The 21284-nt window shown below is 72.6% G+C and carries 19 protein-coding genes; 14 read left to right on the top strand and 5 right to left on the bottom strand.

What is annotated here, in order from left to right; genetic code table 11:
- Positions 1-8: 8 nt before the first annotated feature.
- Positions 9-983: an aldo/keto reductase gene (locus JK363_RS07395; protein ID WP_201872828.1), complete on the top strand. Its 975-nt coding sequence runs from the start codon at positions 9-11 to the stop codon at positions 981-983.
- 28 nt (positions 984-1011) lie between these two features.
- Here the strand turns inward: JK363_RS07395 and JK363_RS07400 are convergent, their stop codons facing one another.
- Together JK363_RS07400 and JK363_RS07405 are read right to left on the bottom strand one after the other, a co-directional pair.
- Complete coding sequence (locus JK363_RS07400; protein ID WP_201872831.1) at positions 1012-1827, bottom strand: alpha/beta fold hydrolase; 816 nt, start codon at positions 1825-1827, stop codon at positions 1012-1014.
- Between the two features lie 74 nt (positions 1828-1901).
- Positions 1902-2576: a lysophospholipid acyltransferase family protein gene (locus JK363_RS07405; protein WP_201872832.1), complete on the bottom strand. Its 675-nt coding sequence runs from the start codon at positions 2574-2576 to the stop codon at positions 1902-1904.
- A 263-nt stretch (positions 2577-2839) separates the two neighbouring features.
- Here JK363_RS07405 and JK363_RS07410 point away from each other — a divergent pair, with 263 nt between their 5' ends.
- From JK363_RS07410 to JK363_RS07420, 3 genes are all read left to right on the top strand, one after another.
- Complete coding sequence (locus JK363_RS07410; RefSeq protein ID WP_201872834.1) at positions 2840-4018, top strand: glycerophosphodiester phosphodiesterase; 1179 nt, start codon at positions 2840-2842, stop codon at positions 4016-4018.
- A gap of 130 nt (positions 4019-4148) precedes the next feature.
- Entirely contained in the window at positions 4149-4670 is a 522-nt protein-coding gene (locus JK363_RS07415; RefSeq protein ID WP_201872836.1) for a sigma-70 family RNA polymerase sigma factor, read from the top strand.
- A 123-nt stretch (positions 4671-4793) separates the two neighbouring features.
- Positions 4794-5297: a GNAT family N-acetyltransferase gene (locus JK363_RS07420; RefSeq protein WP_201872838.1), complete on the top strand. Its 504-nt coding sequence runs from the start codon at positions 4794-4796 to the stop codon at positions 5295-5297.
- Between the two features lie 238 nt (positions 5298-5535).
- Here JK363_RS07420 and JK363_RS07425 read toward each other — a convergent pair whose 3' ends face one another.
- Together JK363_RS07425 and JK363_RS07430 are read right to left on the bottom strand one after the other, a co-directional pair.
- On the bottom strand, positions 5536-5967 hold the full coding sequence (locus tag JK363_RS07425; protein ID WP_201872840.1) for a hypothetical protein: 432 nt from the start codon (positions 5965-5967) through the stop codon (positions 5536-5538).
- Positions 5960-6328, bottom strand: coding sequence for a hypothetical protein (locus JK363_RS07430; protein ID WP_201872842.1), 369 nt, complete (start codon positions 6326-6328; stop codon positions 5960-5962). Before JK363_RS07430 ends, JK363_RS07425 begins: the two co-directional genes overlap by 8 nt.
- 634 nt (positions 6329-6962) lie before the next feature.
- Here JK363_RS07430 and JK363_RS07435 point away from each other — a divergent pair.
- The 8 genes from JK363_RS07435 (at position 6963) to JK363_RS07470 (ending at position 18537) form a co-directional block, all read left to right on the top strand.
- On the top strand, positions 6963-8051 hold the full coding sequence (locus JK363_RS07435; RefSeq protein WP_201872847.1) for a methionine ABC transporter ATP-binding protein: 1089 nt from the start codon (positions 6963-6965) through the stop codon (positions 8049-8051).
- Positions 8048-8848 carry a methionine ABC transporter permease gene (locus JK363_RS07440; RefSeq protein WP_201872848.1) on the top strand — a complete coding sequence of 267 codons (801 nt, stop codon included), beginning with the start codon at positions 8048-8050 and terminating at the stop codon, positions 8846-8848. The genes JK363_RS07435 and JK363_RS07440 overlap by 4 nt, the downstream gene beginning before the upstream one ends.
- A 96-nt stretch (positions 8849-8944) precedes the next feature.
- The gene (locus tag JK363_RS07445; RefSeq protein WP_201872849.1) at positions 8945-9766 is read left to right on the top strand and encodes a MetQ/NlpA family ABC transporter substrate-binding protein; all 822 of its coding nucleotides are present in this window, start codon (positions 8945-8947) and stop codon (positions 9764-9766) included.
- Between the two features lie 191 nt (positions 9767-9957).
- Entirely contained in the window at positions 9958-10605 is a 648-nt protein-coding gene (locus tag JK363_RS07450) for a GNAT family N-acetyltransferase (protein ID WP_201872850.1), read from the top strand.
- 261 nt (positions 10606-10866) lie between these two features.
- Positions 10867-12123 carry a precorrin-6y C5,15-methyltransferase (decarboxylating) subunit CbiE gene (cbiE, locus tag JK363_RS07455; protein WP_201872852.1) on the top strand — a complete coding sequence of 419 codons (1257 nt, stop codon included), beginning with the start codon at positions 10867-10869 and terminating at the stop codon, positions 12121-12123.
- A 279-nt stretch (positions 12124-12402) separates the two neighbouring features.
- The gene (cobT, locus tag JK363_RS07460) at positions 12403-16305 is read left to right on the top strand and encodes a nicotinate-nucleotide--dimethylbenzimidazole phosphoribosyltransferase (RefSeq protein WP_201872853.1); all 3903 of its coding nucleotides are present in this window, start codon (positions 12403-12405) and stop codon (positions 16303-16305) included.
- Between the two features lie 106 nt (positions 16306-16411).
- The gene (cobA, locus tag JK363_RS07465; protein WP_201872855.1) at positions 16412-17632 is read left to right on the top strand and encodes a uroporphyrinogen-III C-methyltransferase; all 1221 of its coding nucleotides are present in this window, start codon (positions 16412-16414) and stop codon (positions 17630-17632) included.
- Between the two features lie 86 nt (positions 17633-17718).
- The gene (locus tag JK363_RS07470; protein ID WP_201872857.1) at positions 17719-18537 is read left to right on the top strand and encodes a TrmH family RNA methyltransferase; all 819 of its coding nucleotides are present in this window, start codon (positions 17719-17721) and stop codon (positions 18535-18537) included.
- Positions 18538-18590: 53 nt separating this feature from the next.
- Here JK363_RS07470 and JK363_RS07475 read toward each other — a convergent pair whose 3' ends face one another.
- Positions 18591-19919, bottom strand: a complete 1329-nt coding sequence (locus tag JK363_RS07475) for a serine/threonine-protein kinase (RefSeq protein ID WP_201872859.1) — start codon at positions 19917-19919, stop codon at positions 18591-18593.
- Between the two features lie 272 nt (positions 19920-20191).
- Between JK363_RS07475 and JK363_RS07480 the strand changes: the two genes are divergently transcribed.
- Together JK363_RS07480 and JK363_RS07485 are read left to right on the top strand one after the other, a co-directional pair.
- The gene (locus tag JK363_RS07480; protein WP_201872861.1) at positions 20192-20440 is read left to right on the top strand and encodes a DUF8836 family protein; all 249 of its coding nucleotides are present in this window, start codon (positions 20192-20194) and stop codon (positions 20438-20440) included.
- Between the two features lie 280 nt (positions 20441-20720).
- Positions 20721-20927, top strand: coding sequence for a hypothetical protein (locus tag JK363_RS07485; protein ID WP_201872863.1), 207 nt, complete (start codon positions 20721-20723; stop codon positions 20925-20927).
- The last annotated feature ends 357 nt before the right edge of the window (positions 20928-21284 follow it).

The raw sequence follows: 21284 nt of genomic DNA on the forward strand, positions 1-21284 counted from the left end.
TGGGCCCCATGGGCTTCTCGCGTCTCGCGGAGACCACCGCCCCCGCGGCCAGGATCGGACTCGGCCTGGCCGCGGTCGGCCGTCCCGCCTACATCACCCTCGGCCGGGACCGGGACCTCCCGGCCGACCGCACCGTCGAGGCGATGCGGCGGCGCAGCCAGGAACTGCTGGACACCGCCTACGTCCACGGAGTGCGCTATCTGGACGCCGCGCGCTCCTACGGCCGGGCGGAGGAGTTCCTCGCCGACTGGCTGGCGGACCACCCGGAGGTCCGGGACGTGGTGGTCGGCAGCAAATGGGGCTACACCTATGTCGCGGACTGGCGCACCGACGCCACCACCCACGAGGTCAAGGACCACAGCGCCGCCGCCTACGAGCGGCAGCGCGGGCTGACCGACGCCCTGCTCGGCGACCGGCTCGACCTCTACCAGATCCACTCGCTCACCCCCGACAGCCCCGCCCTCACCGACCGCGCGCTCCACGAGCGGCTGGCCGCGCTCGCGGCCGAGGGGGTGACGATCGGGGTGTCCACCAGCGGACCGCACCAGGCCGACGCCATCCGTGCCGCGCTCGCCGTCGAGACCGATGGCGCGCCGCTGTTCCGCACTTTCCAGACCACCTACAACCTGCTGGAGCCCTCGGCCGGGGCCGCGCTCGTCGAGGCACGGGACGCGGGACGGTCGGTCATCGTCAAGGAGGCCGTGGCCAACGGCCGGCTCGCCGCGCCCGAGGCGGCGCCGGCCGCGGTGCGGCAGGTCGCCGAGGAGACCGGGGTCACCCCGGACGCCGTCGCGCTCGCCGCGGTGCTGCACCGGCCGTGGGCGAATGTGGTCCTGTCCGGCGCGGCCACCATTCCCCAGCTGCGCTCCAACCTCGCCGCGGCCACGTTGCGGCTGAACGAACGCCAGCTCGCCCTGCTGGACGGGCTCGTGGAGGAACCCGAGGCGTACTGGCGCCACCGCGCGGAGCTGCCCTGGGCCTGACCGCCGCCCGGCACGGACGGCGGGGCGGCTACAGGGTGTTGAGGAACGCGTCCACCGCGCGGGCGTACGCCTGCGGCGCGTCGTCGTGGATCCAGTGGCCGCACCCCGCGAACTCCCGCAGCCTGGTGTGCGGACGGCGGTCCGCCATCTCCCGGGCGTGACCGGGCGGCAGCAGCGGGCTGTGCTCACCGCGCATCAACAGCGCGGGACACGTCGAACCCAGCCATTCGTCCCAGAAGTCACCGCACAGGGCCCGCTGGGACTCCATCATGTGGGCGGGCTGGAACAGCAGTCGCCAGCCGCCCGCCGCGCGGTCCGGCTCCGCGCTGTCGACGAAGTACGTGGCGTCGGGGATGCCCCGGGCCTCGATCGCGGCCCGCAGCGCGTCCCGGTCCACCGCCCAGGTCGGCCAGGCGGACACATCGAGCACCGGATGGGCGACCACCGGGCGGTCCGTCACCGCGCCGATGTCCTCCACGACCAGCGCGGTCACCAGCTCCGGATGGCGGGCGGCCAGCGCGTACGCCCCGACCGCACCGGTGGAGTGGGCGATCACCGGGACCGGTCCGAGGTCCAGCTCGGCCAGCAGCGCCGCGGCGTCGGCCACGTACTCGTCCAGGGTGAACGGACCACCGCCCCCGGTGAGCCCGTGCCCCCGCTGGTCGAGTGCGATCACCCGCCGGGCGGGGGCGAGCGCGGCGGCCAGCGGTGCGTACATCCGGCCGCGGCCGAAGTGGCCATGGAGCGCGAGGACCGGGGTGCCCGGCCCGCCGAAATCGGTGACGGCGAAGCGTCGCCCCCGCAGCCGGACAAAGGCGGGGGAGGGCACGGTGGAGGTGGTCATCGGCGCACCCTAGTGCCCGGACCCGGCCGGTGGCCAGGGGATTTGCCCTGGCGTGACACAGGGATCCGCAGCCGTCAGGCGGCGGCCTTCGCCTTGGTGGCGTACATGTCCACATACTCCTGGCCGGAGAGCCGCATGACCTCGCTCATCACCTCGTCGGTCACCGCCCGCAGCACATACCGGTCGCGGTCCATGCCCTCGTAGCGGGTGAACTCCAGCGGCTCACCGAAGCGCACCTCCACCCGGCCCGGCCGCGGCAGCCCCTTGCCGCCCGGCTGGATCCGGTCGGTGCCGATCATCGCGAACGGCACCACGGGGGCGCCGGTCATCAGCGCGAGCCGGGCGATACCGGTCCGGCCCCGGTAGAGACGGCCGTCGGGGGAGCGGGTGCCCTCGGGGTAGATACCGAAGACCCTGCCCTCGTCCAGCACCCGGCGGCCGGTCATCAGTGCCGCCACTCCGCCGCGACCGCCGTCCCGGTCCACCGGGATCATGCCGACACCGGTGAAGAACCAGGCCATCAGACGGCCCTTGAGCCCCTTGCCCGTCACATACTCGTCCTTGCCGATGAAGAAGACCTGACGGTCACAGACCAGCGGCAGGATCATCGAGTCGATGAAGGTGAGATGGTTCCCGGCGAGGATCACCGGGCCCGAGCCGGGAATGCGCTGTGCCCCCTCGACCCGTGGGCGGAACATCAGGCGCATCAGCGGACCGAGTACTGCCTTCAGAAACGCAAATCGGGACAACAGGTCCTCCGGTCGGGGTCATGGTCTGGTGCGTGAGGTGTACGGTCCGTCAACCCGCACCGCACACCTGCGCCGCTTCAGGACGATACTCGCCGGTCGTGCCCTGGCGCACACCGGGTTCACCCACCTGATACGCAGTGTTGACACGCGTTTCCGCTGCGTTTCCGCCGACGTCTCCCGTACATAAGGCGCTCCCGCCTACCATCGGCCCGTTCTCTGACGGTCGTTGACAGGTGTTACGGACACCAGAGCGAGGAGTGCTCATGGAGCGGGAGCAACAGCCCGGACGGCGCGCCCTCCTGGGGGCCGCGGCCCTCGGCGCGGGAGCGATGGCGCTCAGTGGCGCGGGCACGGCCGTGGCGGCCGGAACCTCCGGCGAGGCGGGTACGGCCACGGCGGGCGCGGCGGACTCCGGCGGGGTGCACGGGCTGCCGGTGCCCGCCGTCATCGGCCACCGCGGTGCCAGCGGCTACCGGCCGGAACACACCCTCGGCTCGTACCAGCTCGCTCTCGACATGGGCGCGGACGTCATCGAGCAGGACCTCGTCCCCACCAAGGACGGCCATCTGGTCTGCCGTCATGAAAACGACATCACGGCCACCACGGACGTCTCGGACCACCCCGAGTTCGCCGACCGCAAGACCACCAAGACCGTGGACGGGACCAAGCTCACCGGCTGGTTCACCGAGGACTTCACCCTCGCCGAGCTGAAGACCCTGCGCGCCAAGGAGCGCATCCCGGGCACCCGCCAGCGCAACACGCTCTACGACGGCCGCTGGGAGGTGCCCACCTTCGAAGAGGTGCTCCAGTGGGCCGAGCGGGAGGGCCGCAAGCGCGGCCGCCGGGTCTGGCTGCACGTCGAGACCAAGCACCCCACCTACTTCCGCAAGCTGGGTCTCGGCCTGGAGGAGCAGGTCGCCAAGCTGCTGCGCCGGTACGGCCGCCACAAGAAGGACTCCCCGCAGTTCCTCCAGTCCTTCGAGCCCAGCAGCATCCAGCGGCTGCGCAAGCTGGTCGACGCCCCCTCGGTGGTGCTGCTGTCCACGGTCACCAGCCGCCCCTGGGACTTCGTCGAGGCGGGCGACCCGCGCACGGTGGCCGACCTGGTCAAGCCCGAGGGGCTGAAGTGGATCGCGGGCTTCGCCCAGGGTATCGGCCCCGATCTGTCGGTGATCATCCCGCGTACCGCCGACGGCAAGCTGGGCACACCCACCAGTGTGGTCAAGGACGCGCATGCGGCAGGGCTGTTCCTGCACCCGTACACCATGCGCAACGAGAACAGCTTCCTGCCCGCCGACTTCCGCCGGGGCACCGACCCCAACGCCTACGGTGACGCCTTCGGCGCGTTCAAGGTGTACTTCGACACCGGAATCGACGGCATCTTCTCCGACAACGCCGACACCGCCCTCCTCGCGCGGGCGGACTTCCTCGAGAAGCACTGAGCGGGTCCCGTACCACGGCCGCCGGGACACGGGCGTCAAGCCCTGTCCCGGCGGCCACCCGGTCGGGTGAGACGGCGGCGCACCGGCAACCACGCCGCGACCGGCCCACGTCCCGCCCGGCATGGACCGTATGGACCTCGTGGAGGAACTGCGCCCGCTGCTGGCCGCCGAGGCGGCGGCCGAGGCGTACGCCGCCGGTGTCGAGCCCGCCGAACTGGAACAGGCCGTCTGGCTGCGGCTGCTCGAGCGTACCCAGAACACCGGCCCGCCACCGGAACCCGCCCGCTGGCTGCGCGGCGCCGTCCGCGCCGAGGTGCGCGGCGCCCGCCGCCGGGCCCGCCGCGAGGTGTCGTACGACCCGGTGGACGACGGACCGCCGGAGGGTCCCGAGCCCCGTCCCGCCGAACAGGCCGTCCTGACCGCCGAGACCCGCCGGGTACTGCGCGCGGCGGTGCGCCGGCTGCCCGGCCGCTGCCCCCGGCTGCTGGGCGCGATGCTGTCCCGTTCGGACCCGACATACCGGGAGATCGCGGGCGCGTTGGAAATGTCACAGGGCAGTCTGGGGCCGGTACGTTCCCGATGTCTGGGTTGCCTGCGCAGAATGCTCCAGGCGGAGATTGCGGCTCCTGAACCTTGGGGAAAGGAGCGTTAGACAATCGGCGCCCCGGAGGCGACCGCGAACCACGCGGCGCTTCCGATCCCAGGGCCATCAACCCCGGTCGCACCCTCACCCTCACCGCGGCCGGAGGACCGAGAATAGGGGAGGCATGCGCACATGGGCATGAGCGTGACCATCTCCGCGGCGACCGCGGACGACGCCGAGCAGATCCTCAAGCTCCAGTATCTGTGCTACCAGGGCGAGGCCGAGCTGTACGGGGACTACTCCATCGAGCCGCTGACGCAGTCGCTGGACGATCTGCGCGCCGAACTCGGCGAGGGATGCGTGCTCGTGGCGCGGCTCGGCGCGGAGGTCGTCGGCTCGGTGCGCGGTGTGGTCGACGACAAGGGCATCGCCGCCATCGGCAAGCTCATCGTCCACCCCCGGATGCAGCGCCACGGCCTGGGCGGGCGGCTGCTCGCGGCGATCGAGGCGCGGCTGAGCGAGGAGCGGGCCGCCAAGCGCTACCGCCTCTTCACCGGCCACCGCAGCGACGGCAATCTGCGGCTGTACCGCCGTTACGGCTATGCCCAGGTGGGCACCGAGGAGGTCAACCGCCGGCTGAGCGTGGTCACGCTGGAGAAGGACGCCGCGGCATCCACCTTCGCGGCCAGCGCATAGCGCTCCGCGGGAAGTGCCGCGAGGTGCCGTCGTTCGTCTGCGGCCGCGTCGTGGCTGGTCGCCCACGCGGCGGAGCCGCACATCGACACAGCCGCGGCGGAGCCGCACATCGACACAGCCCCGCGCCCCTTCGGGACGCAACCGAACCGCACCGGACGTGAGCGAGGCCGCTCAGCCCCCGGGCTGTCACAGGCCGGATGAGACGAGGCACTGCCGGACGGGCCGGGCGGGATTCCGCTCAGTCCGTCCGGCGCAGCCAGAGCAGACCGGTGACCGGCAGAAAGATCGGGATGAAGAGATAGCCCATCCCGTAGTCCGACCACACCGTCTGGTCGGGGAAGGCGGAGGGGTCGGCGAGTGTCCAGGTGCCGATGGTCAGCACCCCCACCAGCTCCGCCGCACAGCACACCATCGCCGCCCGGCGCGCCCCCTCGCCGCCGCGCACCAGCGAGACGGTGATGAACGCGTAGACCGCGGCGGAGACCGCCGAGAGGATGTAGGCGAGCGGGGCCTCGTGGTACTGGGCGATCAGCTGGTAGATCGAGCGGGACGCCGCCGCGACGGTGAACACTCCGTAGAGCATCACCAGCAGCCGTCCCGGCCCCTGGCCGAGACCGGTCCGCCGGGCCGTGGATCCCGCCGTCCGCGACGATTCCGTGGACTCAGCCACCGATGCCTCCCCAGATGTCGTACAGCCGCACCTCGAGCACGGCCAGCACCACGGCCGCCGCCGCGACCGTCGCCGAACCCCAGCGGGTCCGCTCGGCCAGCGACATGAACGCCGCGATCGGCACGGCGAGCGCGGAACCGATCAGATACGCCACGAAGATCGCCACACCCTGATCGGGCTTGTCCCCGCCCGCCAGCCGGACGATCCCGACGACCAGCTGGACGAGCGCCAGCAGGGCCACCACGGCCATGCCGATGAAGTGCCAGTCCTTGGTGGGCTGGTCGCGATAGGTGGCGAACCCGCACCAGGCGGCGAGCAAGAGCGCGGTCACACCGAGCGTGACCGTCAGCGCTGCGATCAACGGGACCTCCGTGCGGTGCGATGGCGCACACAGGGGGTGACAAGCATGGGACGACTGTAATCGCCCCTGATGACCGCGTTGTCATCGGCCCCGGGCCCGGGACGGCCGCTGGGCCGTGGCGTTGACCACAACGGTGTCCCGTGAGGAGCTGACCGCCCACTGGGTGCCGACGGACCTCTCGGCCGTGTCGGCACAGGCCGGCGAGGGGAGCGGAGCGCACCGTACGGGCCTGAATGACTCCTTCCGTTTGTCCGCGGACTGGACAATTGTGTCCGCAATACGGACCAGGTTGATCGGCTCGTTCCGCTTTCTGTTTTACTTGCGGCCATGACCACGACGAGCATCCGCATCCCCGCGACCGAGGCGTGCACCGCGCCCGGTGCTCGTTGTCGGTGTCGAATGTGTGACTGCTGAGGGCCCCTGTACGAGCCTCGCGCCCCGAAGCGAGACCGCTGAGCCCGATTCCGCGCGCCAGTAGCGCGCCGGACCGAGCCGCCCCGCGTCACCGGAACCCGTAGCCGCATCGCGCGACCTCCTGCCGTCGCGTCCGCTCGGCTTCCCCCTGCCGCGTTCCGCAATGAACGAACCGTGCCCGGCGTCACCTCGCCGTGCACTCAACAGTGACGGAAACCCTGTGATCACCACCACGGACCTGACCAAGGTCTACCGCTCACGAGGCCGCGAGGTCACCGCCCTCGACGGCGTCGATCTGCATGTCAGCGAGGGTGAGGTGTACGGCGTCGTCGGCCAGAGCGGCGCCGGGAAGTCCACCCTCATCCGCTGCGTCAACCTCCTGGAGCGCCCCACCTCCGGCACCATCACCGTCGCCGGTCAGGACCTCACCGCGCTCGCCGGGCGCGGCCGGGGGGCACCTCCCAGCGGTAGCTGGGGGAGGGCCGGATCCGCGCTGCGCCAGGCGCGCAGCCGCATCGGCATGGTCTTCCAGCACTTCAACCTGCTCTCCTCGCGCACCGTGCGGGACAACGTCGAACTGCCGCTGGAGATCCTCGGTGTCTCCGGCAGGGAGCGCACCCGCAAGGCCCTGGAACTGCTCGAACTGGTCGGCCTCGGCGACAAGGCGAAGGCATACCCCGCCCAGCTCTCCGGTGGCCAGAAGCAGCGGGTCGGTATCGCCCGCGCGCTCGCGGGCGACCCCAAGGTGCTGCTGTCGGACGAGGCGACCTCCGCGCTCGACCCCGAGACCACCCGCTCGATCCTCCAGCTGCTGCGCGATCTCAACTGTCAGCTGGGCCTGACCGTGCTGCTGATCACCCATGAGATGGACGTGGTCAAGACGATCTGCGACTCGGCCGCGCTGATGCGCGGCGGGCGGATCGTGGAGTCCGGCCGGGTCAGCGATCTGCTGGCCACCCCGGGCTCCGAGCTGGCCCATGAGCTGTTCCCGGTCGGCGGGGTGCCCTCGGCCGAGGACCGCACGGTCGTGGACGTCACCTTCCAGGGCGAGGCCGCCACCAAGCCGGTCATCTCCCAGCTGTCCCGTACCTACAACATCGACATCTCGATCCTCGGCGCCGCGATGGACACCGTCGGCGGCAACCAGGTCGGCCGGATGCGTATCGAACTGCCCGGCCGGTTCGAGGAGAACGTCGTCCCGATCGGCTTTCTGCGCGAGCAGGGGCTCCAGGTCGACGTGGCGGCGATCGCCGACGGCCCGAAGACGGCCGCAGCCACCCGCCAGTTGCTCAAGGAGGGCGCCAAGTGACCTGGTCCGAGATGGAGCCCCTGCTGGAGCAGGCATGTTGGGACACCCTCTACATGGTCGGCTGGTCGGCGCTGATCGCGGTCGTCGGCGGACTGCCGATCGGTGTGCTGCTGGTCCTCACCGACCGGGGCGGTGTTCTTCAGAACGTGGTCGTCAACAAGGTTCTCGGCCAGATCGTGAACATCGCCCGCTCGATGCCGTTCATCATCCTGATGGTGGCCCTGATCTCCTTCACCCGCTGGATCGTGGGCACCACCATCGGGCCCGAGGCCGCGATCGTGCCCCTGGCGATCGGCGCCGTCCCCTTCTTCGCCCGGCTGGTGGAGACCTCGGTGCGCGAGGTGGACGGCGGTCTGGTCGAGGCCGTGCAGTCGATGGGCGGCTCCACCTGGACCGTCGTCCGCAAGGTGCTGCTGCCCGAGGCGCTGCCGTCGCTGATCTCCAGCGCGACCACCACCGTCGTGGCACTGCTCGGCTACTCGGCGATGGCCGGTACGGTCGGCGCCGGCGGCCTGGGCGACCTCGCCATCCGCTACGGCTACCAGCGGTTCGAGACCGAGCTGATGTGGATCACGGTCGGCATCCTCGCCGTGGTGATCTCCGCCGTCCAGTTCGCGGGTGACCTCGCCGCGCGCTCCCTGTCGCACCGCGGCCGCTCCTCGGCCGTCCCCCAGCTGGTGCTGCCGCGCCCCGCCCGGAGCGCCCGGTCCGCCCCTGCCGCCGCCGCGACTGCCGGAACGACTGGTGGACCGGCCGACGCCGAGGCCGCGGACACCGAACCCGCCAAGGCCCCCTGAGCCACCTCCACCCCCGCACCCCCCACAGCCCCACCCCTCGCACCGTGCCTCCGCACCCGCGGCGGTTCCGTGCGCCCCAGAAGAAAGGCGCTTTTCGTGCGTAACACCACCAAGACCGTCACCACCGTCCTCGCCGCCGGAACCCTCGCTCTCGGCCTGGCCGCCTGCGGCCCGGACTCCGAGAAGAGCAAGGACGGCCCGCTCGTCGTCGCCGCGAGCCCCGTCCCGCACGCCGAGATACTCACCTACGTCAAGGACCACCTGGCCCAGAAGTTCGGCCTTGAGCTGGAGGTCCGGGAGTTCACCGACTACAACACACCGAACCTGTCCACCCAGGACGGCTCGGTCGGCGCCAACTACTTCCAGAACCAGCCATTCCTGGACGACTTCAACAAGAAGAAGGGCACCGACATCGTGCCCGTCGTCACGGTGCACCTGGAGCCGCTCGGCCTGTACTCGCACAAGGTGAAGAAGGCGGGCGACCTGAAGAAGGGTGCCACCGTCGGCCTCCCGAACGACACGGTCAACGAGGCCCGCGCGCTGAAGCTGCTGGCCGACCACAAGATCATCAAGCTCAAGGACGGCGTCGGCAACGAGGCCACCCCGAAGGACATCGCCGCCAACCCCAAGGGCCTGAAGTTCAAGGAACTGGAGGCCGCGCAACTGCCGCGCACCCTCGACGACGTGGACGCCGCGGTCATCAACGGCAACTACGCCATCGAGGGCCACCTCAAGCCCGCCAAGGACGCCCTGGTCCTGGAATCGCCCAAGAACAACCCCTACGGCAACTTCCTCGCCGTGAAGAAGGGCAACGAGAACGACCCGCGGGTCAAGAAGCTGGCCAAGCTGCTCACCTCGCCCGAGGTGAAGAAGTTCATCAAGGACAAGTACGCCGGCTCCGTCCTCCCCTCGTTCTGACCCAGCCCGCGTATCGACTCCGTCCGCGCGATATCCGCGTCGAGGGAAGCGGCTCGGCTCCGCATTCCGGCCACACAACCGGATGCGGAGCCTTCCGCTTGGCCACCCCGTGCTGCAAATCGCATCGGCGATGCTGCATGCTGGGCTCTCTTGACGGCTACGGAAAATGACCCCCGATTACGGAGCGGCGCATGACCTCCACCTTCCCGGACATCTCCATCAGCACCGAACGCCTGGTGCTGCGCCCGTTCGAGGAAGCGGACGTACCCGCGCTCGCGGACATGATGACCGACGAGCTCGTGGTCGCCTGGACCAGAGCGCCCTATCCGTACACCCAGCGCGACGCCCGCGACCAGGCGCTGCGGCTCGCCCCGGCCGAACGCACCACCGGCCGCGGAATAGTCTTCGCCGTCGCCGAATTCCTCACCCAGCGACTGGTGGGAATCGTGCATCTGCGCAATACGGACTGGCGGGTTCTGGGTACCGAGGTCAGCTATATCACCGCCCCCTGGGCGCGCGGTGAGGGCTATGCCTCGGAGTCGGTGCTGGCCGTCGCCCGCTGGCTCTTCCAGGACCAGAAGTTCGAGCGGCTGGAACTGCGGACCGCCGCCGACAACACCGCCGCCCAGCAGGTGGCCCAGAAGATCGGCTGTATCAGCGAGGGCGTGCTGCGCAACGCCGGGATAGCCCGCACCCAGACGGAGGACGGCGGCTGGACCGATCTGCGGACCGACCTCATCGTCTGGAGCCTGCTCGCCGAGGACCTCGACGGGGTCCCTGAATCCCTGGCCGGATCCGACGGGTTCGGCGGCTATCCCACGTACTCCGACTGGGGCTGACCCTCGCGCGGCGCCCCCGGCGCACCACCCCGGCCCATCCCCCCGCTCCGGCGGTCCGGACCAGGCGGGGTAACCTGCCCAGGCCCGTGTACCCACGTACCGGCCCGCCGAGCCGCACACCACGCCACCCCGGCGTCCGCGTCCGCGGTCGGCCGCGAACACGCGAGCACACCCCGCGGCACCCGCCGCACCCGCCACACCTGCGGCACCCCGCACGGCGACCCGACCCACCCACACCACACCCCGGGGAGACAGACGACGATGGCCGACCGCGTCACGGTGATCGGCTGGGACGGCTCACCGCTCACGGACGTGGCCCGCTCCGCCCTCGGCGCGGCCACCCTCGTGGCCGGTGCCGCTCACCACCTGGCGCTGCCCGAAGTACCACCGGGCGCCGAACGGATCCGGCTGGGCAGCGTGGACCTCGCCGCCCGCCGTATCGCCCAGCACCGCGGCTCGCCCGTGGTGCTCGCCGACGGCGACCCCGGGTTCTTCGGTGTTGTACGGGCCCTGCGCGCTCCCGAGCACGGCCTCGAGGTCGAGGTCGTGCCCGCCGTCTCCTCCGTCGCCACCGCCTTCGCCCGCGCCGGGATGCCCTGGGACGACGCCCAGGTCGTCGTGGTCGCCCACAGTCGCGATCTGCGCCGCGCCGTCAACGTCTGCCGCGCCCACACCAAGGTCGCCGTCCTCACCTCGCCCGGCGCCGGGCCCGCCGAACTGGCGCTGCTCCTCGGCCCGGTGCACCGCACCTTCGTCATCTGCGAGGCATTGGGCACCGAGCGCGAGCAGGTGACCGTCCTGACCTCCGACAAGGTCGCCGACCACGCCTGGCGCGACCCCAATGTCGTCATCGTCATCGGCGGCTCCGGTGTCACCGCCCCGCCCGCTCGCCAGACCACCGGTGCCGCGCGCGGCTCCCTCCACGGCGGCGGCTGGATCGCCGGACGCGACCCCGGCTTCCCCGGCGCCGTCCGTGGCTGGGCGTTGCCCGGCCCCGCCTACGCGACCGTGCTGGGCGAGAACGAGTCCCCGCAGCTGCGTGCCCTCCAACTCGCCAGGATCGGACCCCGGGTGGGCGACCTGGTCTGGGACATCGGCGCGGGCAGCGGCGCGGCGGCGGTGGAGACCGCGGGGTTCGGCGCCGCCGTCATCGCCGTCGACCGGGACGCGGACGCCTGTGAGCGCACCGCCACCCTCGCCCGCCGGTTCGGCGTCCAACTCCAGGTCGTCCACGGCACCGCCCCCGAGGTCCTCGAGGATCTGCCGGAGCCGGATGTGGTGCGGGTGGGCGGCGGGGGCGCGTCCGTGGTCGCCGCGTGCGCCGCGCGCCGCCCCGAACGCATCGTCACCCACGCCGCGACCCGGGACGAGGCGGAAGCTGTCGGACGGGCGCTGGAGGACGGCGGCTATGCGGTGGAGTGCGTCCTGCTCCAGTCGGTCGAGTTGGACACGCGAGGGTGGACCGAGCGCGAGCGCGCCGTCGCCTTCCTGCTCTGCGGCCACCGCCCGCACCAGTGATTTTGACCTTGTGACGTTCGCCCCGAGCTTCGCCCTGGTGACCTTCCGCGGGCATCGCGCGGGGTAGGCTGGCGGACCGTTGTACTGCCTGTGCCGCTGCCCGGCGTTCGGTGCTTTATCGGTCAATGACCGGAATGTGCGCCTCCCTTGGCGGGGCCGCGGTAGGCAAGCCACGGGCGTGCTACGTGCCGCGCACGGCGCACGCTCGTTCTTGCTCACGGGGCTTGCTCTCGGCGGTAGGCGGTTGGAAGGAGCACTAGCGATGGGCGAGGGGTACGCATGACCGACACCGGCCAGGTCCCGGGTGAGGGACAGCCGGAGAACGCAGGCGGACGACTCGGACACCCGCACCCGGCGGATGTCCATGCCCCGCCCGCCGACGCCGGTTTCATCGAGCAGCCGCCACCCGGCGCCCCTCCCTACCCCTACCTCGACCCGCACGAGACCGGCGGCGAGGAGGACGATCTGCTGCTGATGCCCGGTGCGCAGGGCGCCTGGAGCGAGCAGCAGGCCCAGTACCAGCAGCCGTCGGCCGGTATGCCGCCGCACGGGACGTACGAGGGCGGCGTGGCGGTTCCGGCGGCGGCCGAGTACGCCGGTGCGCAGCTGCCCGAACACCCGGGCGTGGCGCCGCAGGCCGCCGAACCGCAGCCGGGGCTTCAGCCCCAGCCCGTTGAGCAGCCGTTGGCCCAGCCCCAGCCGGTCCAGCAGTCCCAGCCGCAGCCCGCCGCCGTGCGGCGACCGCTGCACATGGGCCCGCCGCTGCCCGACTCGTCCAATGGCGTGGTGCGTTCGCTCGCCGACCGCGGCCCGGCGGCCGCCCGGCACGGCGGCGGGTCCGCTCCGCACGTCGAGCCGCCCATGACGGAGCCCGAGCCCGAGCCGGTCCTCGAGTCCGGGCCGCAGCCTGTGCCCCAGCTCCAGCCCGAGTACCCCGTGGCGCCGGAGCAGTCGGCGAGCGGCGAGTTCGTGATGGGTGCGGCGGGGGCGGACTACACCACCGCGCCCGAGTACGCGGCGGGGCCGCAGTACTTCGCGGTCCAGCCCGAGGACCCCCCGCTTCCCGGGCCGCAGCTCGCGGACATTCCGCAGCCGGGGGAGGCGTGGAACTCCGCTCCGCCGCCCGCGCCGCAGCAGCCCCAGCCTCAGCCCGAGGCCCAGCCGGAGCCGATGCCCGTTCCCGCGCCGGAGCCCGTGCACGCAGAAACGGTCGGTCTTGAGGAGGAGGCCCCGGCGCCGGAGAGCGCCGAGGCACCCGAGGCGGCGCAGGGCGCGGAGCTGCCCCCGGCCCCGATGCCTCCGATTCCCCCGGAGCACACCGGGCCACCGCAGGGCGTCGAGCCGGAGTCCGCGGACACACCTCCGGCGGGCGTGGCCATCCCGGCCCAGGGCGGCGCTCCCATGATGGAGCCCGCACATGTGCCCGCGCCCCACACCGCGGCGCAGGGTGCGGACGCGGCCATGGCCGAGGAGCCGGTCGTCGGAATCCCGGCCCAGGTCCAGCCCGGTCTGGCCCCCGAACAGCTCGACGCGCAGCCCGACCCGGTCCCGGACGCCGTACCGGGGATCCCGGCGCAGATGGCGCATGAGGCCCTGACCACAGCGGCCGAACTGGCCCCGGCGGCGGAGCACGTCCCGGTGGAGCAGGCCGTGCCGGTGGAGCAGGCCCCGGTCGCCGATGAGGCCACGACGTCGGCGGAGGAGACGCCGCGGCCCGTCGAGGAGCAGCCCGCGGACACCGCGGAGCCGGTCGCGGTCGACCCCGGTCACTCGATAGTCACTGACGATCAGCCCCAGCCCGCCGAGGCGACCGAGGTCGCCGGGGAAGCGGTCGCCGGGGAAGCGGTCGCGGAGCCGGAGGCCGGTACCCCGGCGTCCGAGGCGGACGTCGTGGAGGAGGCCCCCGCCCAGGAGCAGGCCGAACTCCCACCGGCCGAACTCCCGCAGGCGGAGGCCGCCCCGGAGGAGGACCCGCAGCAGGAGTCCCCGGAGGAGTCCGCACCGGAGGAGTCCGTGGACGTGGAGACAGCCGCGGTCGAGCCGTCGCCGGAGCCCGAGCCCGAGCCCGTGGTGGAGGAGGCCCCCGAAGCCACCGCTGAGGAGGCCGCCGTGACTCCCGCCGACGCGGCCGAGGCACCCGAGCCCGCGGCGGAGGAGGCCGTGACCCTGGAGGCAGCGGCTCCCGAAGCCGAGGTTCCCGAAGCCGGGCCCGAGGAGACCCCGCAGCCCGCCGAGAGCACACCGGCCGAGGCCGACGGGACGGCCGAAGCCGGACCCGGCGCGGAGCCCGAAGCGGCGGCCCGAGCCGAGGAGCCCGCTCCCGGCACCGACAACAACACGGCCGTCGACGACGCCGAGGACACCGCGGACACCGCAACCGCGGAAGGCGAGACCGCGGAAGGCGAGACCGCGGACGACGAGCCGGAAGCGCCACTCGAGCCCCTCGGCCCTCCCGCCGAGGGATACGCCGAGGCCGAGCGCGCCGCCGTCCACCGCGTGATGCGCGAACGCCGCGACATCCGCAACGGCTTCCGGTCCGACCCCATCCCGCACGAGGTGCTGCTGCGGGTGCTCGAAGCCGCGCACACCGCCCCCAGCGTCGGCCACTCCCAGCCGTGGGACTTCGTGGTCATCCGCTCCGAGGAGACCCGGCGCACCATGCACGAGCTGGCCATGCGTCAGCGCGAGGCGTACGCCAAATCCCTCCCCAAGGGCCGGGCCAAGCAGTTCAAGGAACTGAAGATCGAGGCGATCCTCGAGACCCCGGTCAACATCGTCGTCACCGCCGACCCGACCCGCGGCGGCCGTCACACTCTGGGCCGTCACACCCAGCCCCAGATGGCGCCGTACTCCTCCGCGCTCGCCGTGGAGAACCTCTGGCTCGCGGCGCGCGCCGAGGGCCTGGGCGTCGGCTGGGTCAGCTTCTTCGACGAGCGCGAGATGGTGCGGGCGCTCGGGCTGCCGGAGCATCTGGAGATCGTGGCGTATCTGTGCGTCGGATACGTCGACGAGTTCCCGGACGAGCCGGAGCTGATGCGGTCCGGGTGGTCCAAGCGCCGCCCGCTGTCCTGGGTCGTCCACGAGGAGACGTACGGACGCCGTGCGCTCCCCGGCGAGGATCCGCACAATCTGCTCCAGGAGACCCTCCAGGGCATCCGCCCGCTGGACGCCAAGGCGCTCGGCGAGGCGTGGGAGCGGCAGAAGCGGATGACCAAGCCGTCCGGCGCACTCGGCATGCTGGAGATCATCTCCGCACAGCTGAGCGGGCTCTCGCGGCAGTGCCCGCCGCCGATCCCGGAGCCCGCGGCCGTGGCGATCTTCGCGGGCGACCACGGAGTGCACGCCCAGGGCGTCACCGCCTGGCCGCAGGAGGTCACCGGCCAGATGGTGGCCAACTTCCTGGGTGGCGGCGCGGTGTGCAACGCCTTCGCCAGCCAGGTCGGCGCCGAGGTGTGCGTGGTGGACGTGGGTGTGGCGAGCGAGCTGCCGAGCACCCCCGGTCTGCTGCCGCGCAAGGTGCGCGCGGGCACCGGCGACTTCACCACCGGCCCCGCGCTGAGCCGCGAAGAGGTGCTGCGCGCCCTGGAGGTGGGCATCGAGACCGCCCGCGACCTGGTGGCTGCCGGAAACAAGGCGCTGCTCACCGGTGAGATGGGCATCGCCAACACCACCGTCTCGGCCGCCCTGATCGCGGTGTACACGGGTGTGGGCCCGGCCGAGGTGACCGGGCGCGGCACCGGTATCAACGACGAGATGCACGCCCGCAAGATCGATGTCGTACGGCGCGGTCTGGAGCTGCACCAGCCCGACCCGGCGGACCCGGTCGGAGTGCTGTCCGCGTTCGGCGGGCTGGAGCACGCCGCGATGGCGGGGCTGCTGCTGGGCGGCGCCTCGCTGCGTACGCCCGTGATCCTGGACGGGGTGAGCGCGGGGGCGGCAGCCCTGGTGGCGCGGGCCATCGCGCCCGAGGTGCTGGCCGCCTGCATCGCCGGACACCGCAGCGCGGAGCCCGGCCATGTCGCCGCCCTCAACAAGCTGGGGCTGCGGCCGCTGGTCGATCTGGATCTGCGGCTCGGTGAGGGTACGGGCGCGCTGCTCGCCCTCCCGGTGGTGCAGAGCGCGGCGCGCGCGATGCACGAGGTGGCCACGTTCGACTCCGCCGGGGTCACGGAGAAGAACTGAGGCGCGCCCCCGCGACGTAGGGTGTCCGCGGGGGCCACGTCCCACTGTTGATCAGCCGCTCCAGTGCCGCAGCGGCAGGCATTCGCACGAGGAGAGCCGCACCGCCATGTCCGAGAACTTTGCCTACCCCGTCGGACTGCGCCTTGCCGGGCGGCGCGTCGTTGTGCTCGGAGCGGGCCAGGTCGCCCAGCGCCGGCTGCCCGCGCTGATCGCGGCGGGTGCGGACATCCTGCTGATCTCCCCGTCCGCCACCGCCTCGGTCGAGGCGATGGCCGAGGCGGGCGAGGTGCGCTGGGAACGCCGCCGCTACCGCGCGGGTGACTTCGAGGGCGCCTGGTACGCCCTGATCACCACGGACGACCCGGAGGCCAACGCCGCCGCGTCCGCGGAGGCCGAGGAGCGCCGGGTGTGGTGTGTGCGCAGCGACGACGCCGAGGCCGCCTCGGCCTGGACCCCGGCCACCGGACGCAGCGAGGGCGTCACCGTCGCCGTGCTCACCGGGCAGGACCCGCGCCGTTCGGCGGCGGTGCGCGACGCGGTGGTCGAGGGCCTGCGCGACGGCACCCTCGCCGCGCCCCGCCACCGGGCCCGCGGCCCGCGGGTGTCCCTGGTGGGCGGCGGTCCCGGCGATCCGGACCTGATCACCGTGCGGGGCCGTCGGCTGCTCGCCGAGGCGGACGTGGTGGTGGCCGACCGGCTGGGCCCCCGCGATCTGCTCGATGAACTTCCGCCGCATGTCGAGGTGATCGACGCCGCGAAGATCCCGTACGGCCGCTTCATGGCCCAGGAGGCGATCAACAACGCGCTGATCGAGCACGCCAAGGCGGGCAAGGCGGTGGTCCGGCTCAAGGGCGGCGATCCGTTCGTCTTCGGCCGCGGGATGGAGGAGGCGCAGGCCCTGGCCGAGGCCGGGATCCCCTGCACCGTGGTGCCCGGGGTGACCAGCGCCATCAGTGTGCCGGGCGTGGCCGGGATCCCGGTGACCCACCGCGGGGTGGCCCATGAGTTCACCGTGGTCAGCGGACATGTGGCACCCGATGACCCCAGCTCCCTGGTGGACTGGTCCGCGCTCGCCCGGCTGCGCGGCACGCTGGTGCTGCTGATGGCTGTCGAGAAGATAGGCGCCATCGCCACCGCGCTCATCGGGCACGGCAGGGCCGCGGACACCCCGGTCGCCGTGATCCAGGAGGGCACCACCGCCGCCCAGCGCCGGGTGGACGCCACCCTCGCCACGGTGGCGGAGGCGGTGGCGGCCGAGGGGGTGCGGCCTCCCGCGATCGTGGTGATCGGCGACGTCGTCGCGGTCGCCTCCCCCGACCACCGCTGACCCGGCCACCCCGCCGCGTAACCGCGGGTAACGTAAATCGCGTCTGCCGCATTGGCACCGCAACCAGGACAAGGCAGTATCACCCTGTGGCTGATCTCATCACCGTCGATGATCCCGACGACCCGCGGCTGCGCGACTACACGGGTCTGACCGATGTGGAGCTACGGCGTAAGCGTGAGCCCGCCGAGGGCCTGTTCATCGCCGAGGGCGAGAAGGTGATCCGGCGCGCCCGGCAGGCCGGTTACGAGATGCGCTCGATGCTGCTGTCGTCGAAGTGGGTCGACGTCATGCGCGATGTCATCGAGGACGTCCCGGCGCCGGTCTACGCGGTCAGCCCCGAGCTGGCCGAGCGGGTGACGGGCTATCACGTCCACCGCGGCGCCCTCGCCTCCATGCAGCGCAAACCGCTGCCGGAGGCCGGGGAACTGCTCGCCGGAGCCCGCCGCGTCGCCATCATGGAGTCCGTCAACGACCACACCAACATAGGCGCGATCTTCCGCAGCGCGGCCGCCCTCGGCATGGACGCGGTACTGCTCTCCCCGGACTGCGCCGATCCGCTCTATCGGCGCTCGGTCAAGGTCTCGATGGGCGCCGTCTTCTCCGTTCCGTACGCCCGGCTGGAGAGCTGGCCGCGCGGACTGGAGACGGTCCGTGACGCGGGCTTCGGCATCCTCGCCCTGACCCCCGACCAGAAGGCCACCAGCATCGACGACGCGGCCCCGCACCGCATGGACCGCGTCGCCCTGATGCTGGGCGCCGAGGGCGACGGCCTCTCCGCGCAGGCGCTGATGGCCGCGGACGAGTGGGTCCGCATCCCGATGGCGCACGGCGTCGACTCCCTCAATGTGGGCGCCGCGGCGGCGGTGGCCTTCTACGCGGTGACCGCGGGCCGCCCCCAGGCCTGATCCACCGGACCCCAGGCGGCCGGGCGCGACGCGACCGGGCCCAGGGTCCGTCGTCAGCCGTCGTGCCCGGCCGGGACCGTGGACGAGACGCCGGCGGGCGACGACGGTGGGATGCCGAGGCCGTTCGCCGGGCCCTCACAGCCCTGCGCCGCGGCGATCCCCAGCGCCACCAGCAGCGTCACCACCACGAACACGGTCAGCCGCTGCCGCATCAGCCGCGGGTTGGGGCCGCCGGGACGCCGCCCGTTCGGCGTCGTCCGCACGGTACGGGCGGGTGGACCCGGACGGCGGCGCGGTGCACCCGGACGCGCCGGGGTGTTGCGCCCCGTCGAACGGCCCGCGCCGGTCCCGGCCCCCGGCCGAGCCGAGGAGTTCCGCGGCGCGGGGCCGCGGGACGACTGCGCCCCGCGGGGCGCCGGAGTGCTCCCCGGCCGCCGCTCGGTGTGCTGCTCCGCGTACTGGTCGGCGCGCCGCCCGGCGGGCCGCGTCTCGGCCGCGCCGTACGATCCGCCGTGCCCGGACCCGCCGCCGTACGCCTGCCCAGGGCCGTCGCCATGGCCGTGTGCCTCGCGCGCCGCGATCTCCTTCAGCCGCAGCGACAGTTGCAGGGTGCTGGGCCGGTCCTCCGGATCCTTCGCCAGACAGGCGTGGAGCAGCGGCGCCAGCGCGTCCGGGACCCCGATCAGCTGGGGCTCCTCGTGCACCACCCGGTACAGCATCACCTCGGAACTCCCGTGCCCGAAGGGGGAGTCGGCCGTCGAGGCGTACGCAAGCGTCGCGCCCAGCGCGAAGACGTCGGTCGCCGGGGTCACCGTCGCGCCCCGCACCTGCTCGGGCGCGAGAAAGCCGGGCGAGCCGACCGCCGTGCCGACATGGGTCAGGGTGCTGGCTCCGGTCGCCCAGGCGATACCGAAGTCGATGATCCGCGGACCCTTGGGGGAGAGCAGGATGTTCGACGGTTTGAGGTCGCGGTGGACCACCCCGGCCTCATGGACCGCCAACAGCCCCTCGGCCAGCGCCGACCCGATCGAGGCGACCTGTGCCGCGGGCAGCGGGCCCTCCTCGTTCACCTTGTCGTGCAAGGACGGGCCCGGTACGTACTGGGTGGCGAACCACGGGCGGTCGGCCTCGAGGTCGGCGGCCACCAGCCGCGCCGTACAACCGCCGCGGATCCGCCGGGCGGCCGACACCTCGCGGGCGAACCGGGACCGGAACTCCCGGTCCTCCGCCAGATCCGGCCGGATCACCTTCAGCGCCACGCGCTGCCCGCGCCGGTCGGATCCGAGGTAGACCACCCCCATACCGCCCGCGCCGAGCCGCCGGTGAAGGCGGAAGGAACCGACGACACGCGGGTCCTCGCGCCGGAGCCGCATCATCGCCATGTCCGTCCCCTGCCTCCGGTGGGGCGGGCCCTTCCGGGCCCTGGTGTGAGCCCTGGAGGGGAGCCCCATCCGCTGCCGTCCACTGCTGTCCGTCTGACGTGCACAGCTTACGGATTGACGGCCCCGCGCGCTGAGAGGCGGCGCATGCGTCGGCCGACGGATTGTCAGTGCCCCCTGAGATCCTGGAGAAGTGGGCCGGAAACGTGCCAATCCGTGCCCGCGCTCACGCGTGCGTGATCTCAAGCAGCCGTCTCAGAAGGGGGATTGAGACCGTGAAGGGTGACCGTGTGGAGATAGTCGTGGACGCAGGGGACACGACCCGGACGTATGACGTCACGGCCAGCAGGGCGGGCCGCCGGGTGGAGACAGCGGTCCGGCGCGGGGTGGTGGAAGTGAGCGAAGTCACCCGTAATGGGTCCGTTGTGCGCACCGCGCGCTTCATGTCCACCCGGGTGCTGGCTCTCGTGGAGCAGCCGGTGCCGCGGAGTGGTGGAGAAGAGGGGGAGGCCGAGGAGGCGTAGCGGGCGCAAGGCCGCCCGGGGAGGGGCCGGGGTAAGGGGGCCGGGGAGCGCCCGCTCCCCGGCCCCTTCCGGGATGACCCCAATACCGGGGGGCGCATCTCCACCCAGGGGAGTACTCATGGCCGTCCGGGGTCATCCTCGGGGAGGCCCGGCAAGCGGTACGAAGGCATGACGCCGAGCCCCTGGGTGCGCGCCTAATCTTGTCGTCAAGCGGCGGGCGCAGCACTCGTCCCCCGAGGTCAGACGCTCGCCGCCCCCAGATGCGCAGCAAGGAGGGACGATGGCTGACACGGTTGGACGTTCGGTCATTGGGGCGCGGCGGCGCCAGGTCGCCGAAGCGTTCGGCGGCTCGCGGTCGGGCACCCGTCATCCCTTGGTCGCGGTTGCCATGGTGCTCCCGATGGCCGTCCTGCTGAGCATCGCCTTCGGCGGCTGGGAAGCCGTCGTCACACAAGCGTCGTCCGTGGTGGGAATGCTGGGGCGCTGAGCGCCCCAGGTCCAGGAGAGCGGCCTGGGCCGGGGACATCCTGCCATCAGCCCCGTGGGGACGGGGGTGCGGCGGACGGCACGAATGCCCGGACAGCTGGGGAGCTGTCCGGGCATCGCGCCGTCCGGGGCCGTTGTGCGCCGCGGGGGCGCCCGTTGGGCCGGGGAGCCTGATCGGGCCCGGGGCGCCCGCCCCGGTGCGTGCTCCGGCCTCGGCCGTCGGCTCGGGGTGACCGTCCATGTCGCGGAGGGGGAAGCCCTGGACGATCGCCCCCCCCGGCCCCCGGTCTTTCGGGATCGGGCGTCGCCCCCGGGACAGGCCCGCCCGCCCCGGTGCGTGCGTCGGGCCCGGCCGCCG

Source organism: Streptomyces coffeae (assembly GCF_016741875.1).
Taxonomy (GTDB): Bacteria; Actinomycetota; Actinomycetes; order Streptomycetales; family Streptomycetaceae; genus Streptomyces; species Streptomyces coffeae.

What these genes read in the sequence shown, in the direction of transcription:
- JK363_RS07395 (WP_201872828.1), top strand. Translation starts at nt 9, where the DNA reads ATGGGCTTCTCGCGTCTCGCGGAGACCACCGCCCCCGCGGCCAGGATC.
- JK363_RS07400 (WP_201872831.1), bottom strand. Translation starts at nt 1,827, where the DNA reads ATGACCACCTCCACCGTGCCCTCCCCCGCCTTTGTCCGGCTGCGGGGG.
- JK363_RS07410 (WP_201872834.1), top strand. Translation starts at nt 2,840, where the DNA reads ATGGAGCGGGAGCAACAGCCCGGACGGCGCGCCCTCCTGGGGGCCGCG.
- JK363_RS07415 (WP_201872836.1), top strand. Translation starts at nt 4,149, where the DNA reads ATGGACCTCGTGGAGGAACTGCGCCCGCTGCTGGCCGCCGAGGCGGCG.
- JK363_RS07420 (WP_201872838.1), top strand. Translation starts at nt 4,794, where the DNA reads ATGGGCATGAGCGTGACCATCTCCGCGGCGACCGCGGACGACGCCGAG.
- JK363_RS07450 (WP_201872850.1), top strand. Translation starts at nt 9,958, where the DNA reads ATGACCTCCACCTTCCCGGACATCTCCATCAGCACCGAACGCCTGGTG.
- cbiE (WP_201872852.1), top strand. Translation starts at nt 10,867, where the DNA reads ATGGCCGACCGCGTCACGGTGATCGGCTGGGACGGCTCACCGCTCACG.
- cobT (WP_201872853.1), top strand. Translation starts at nt 12,403, where the DNA reads ATGACCGACACCGGCCAGGTCCCGGGTGAGGGACAGCCGGAGAACGCA.
- cobA (WP_201872855.1), top strand. Translation starts at nt 16,412, where the DNA reads ATGTCCGAGAACTTTGCCTACCCCGTCGGACTGCGCCTTGCCGGGCGG.
- JK363_RS07475 (WP_201872859.1), bottom strand. Translation starts at nt 19,919, where the DNA reads ATGGCGATGATGCGGCTCCGGCGCGAGGACCCGCGTGTCGTCGGTTCC.
- JK363_RS07485 (WP_201872863.1), top strand. Translation starts at nt 20,721, where the DNA reads ATGGCTGACACGGTTGGACGTTCGGTCATTGGGGCGCGGCGGCGCCAG.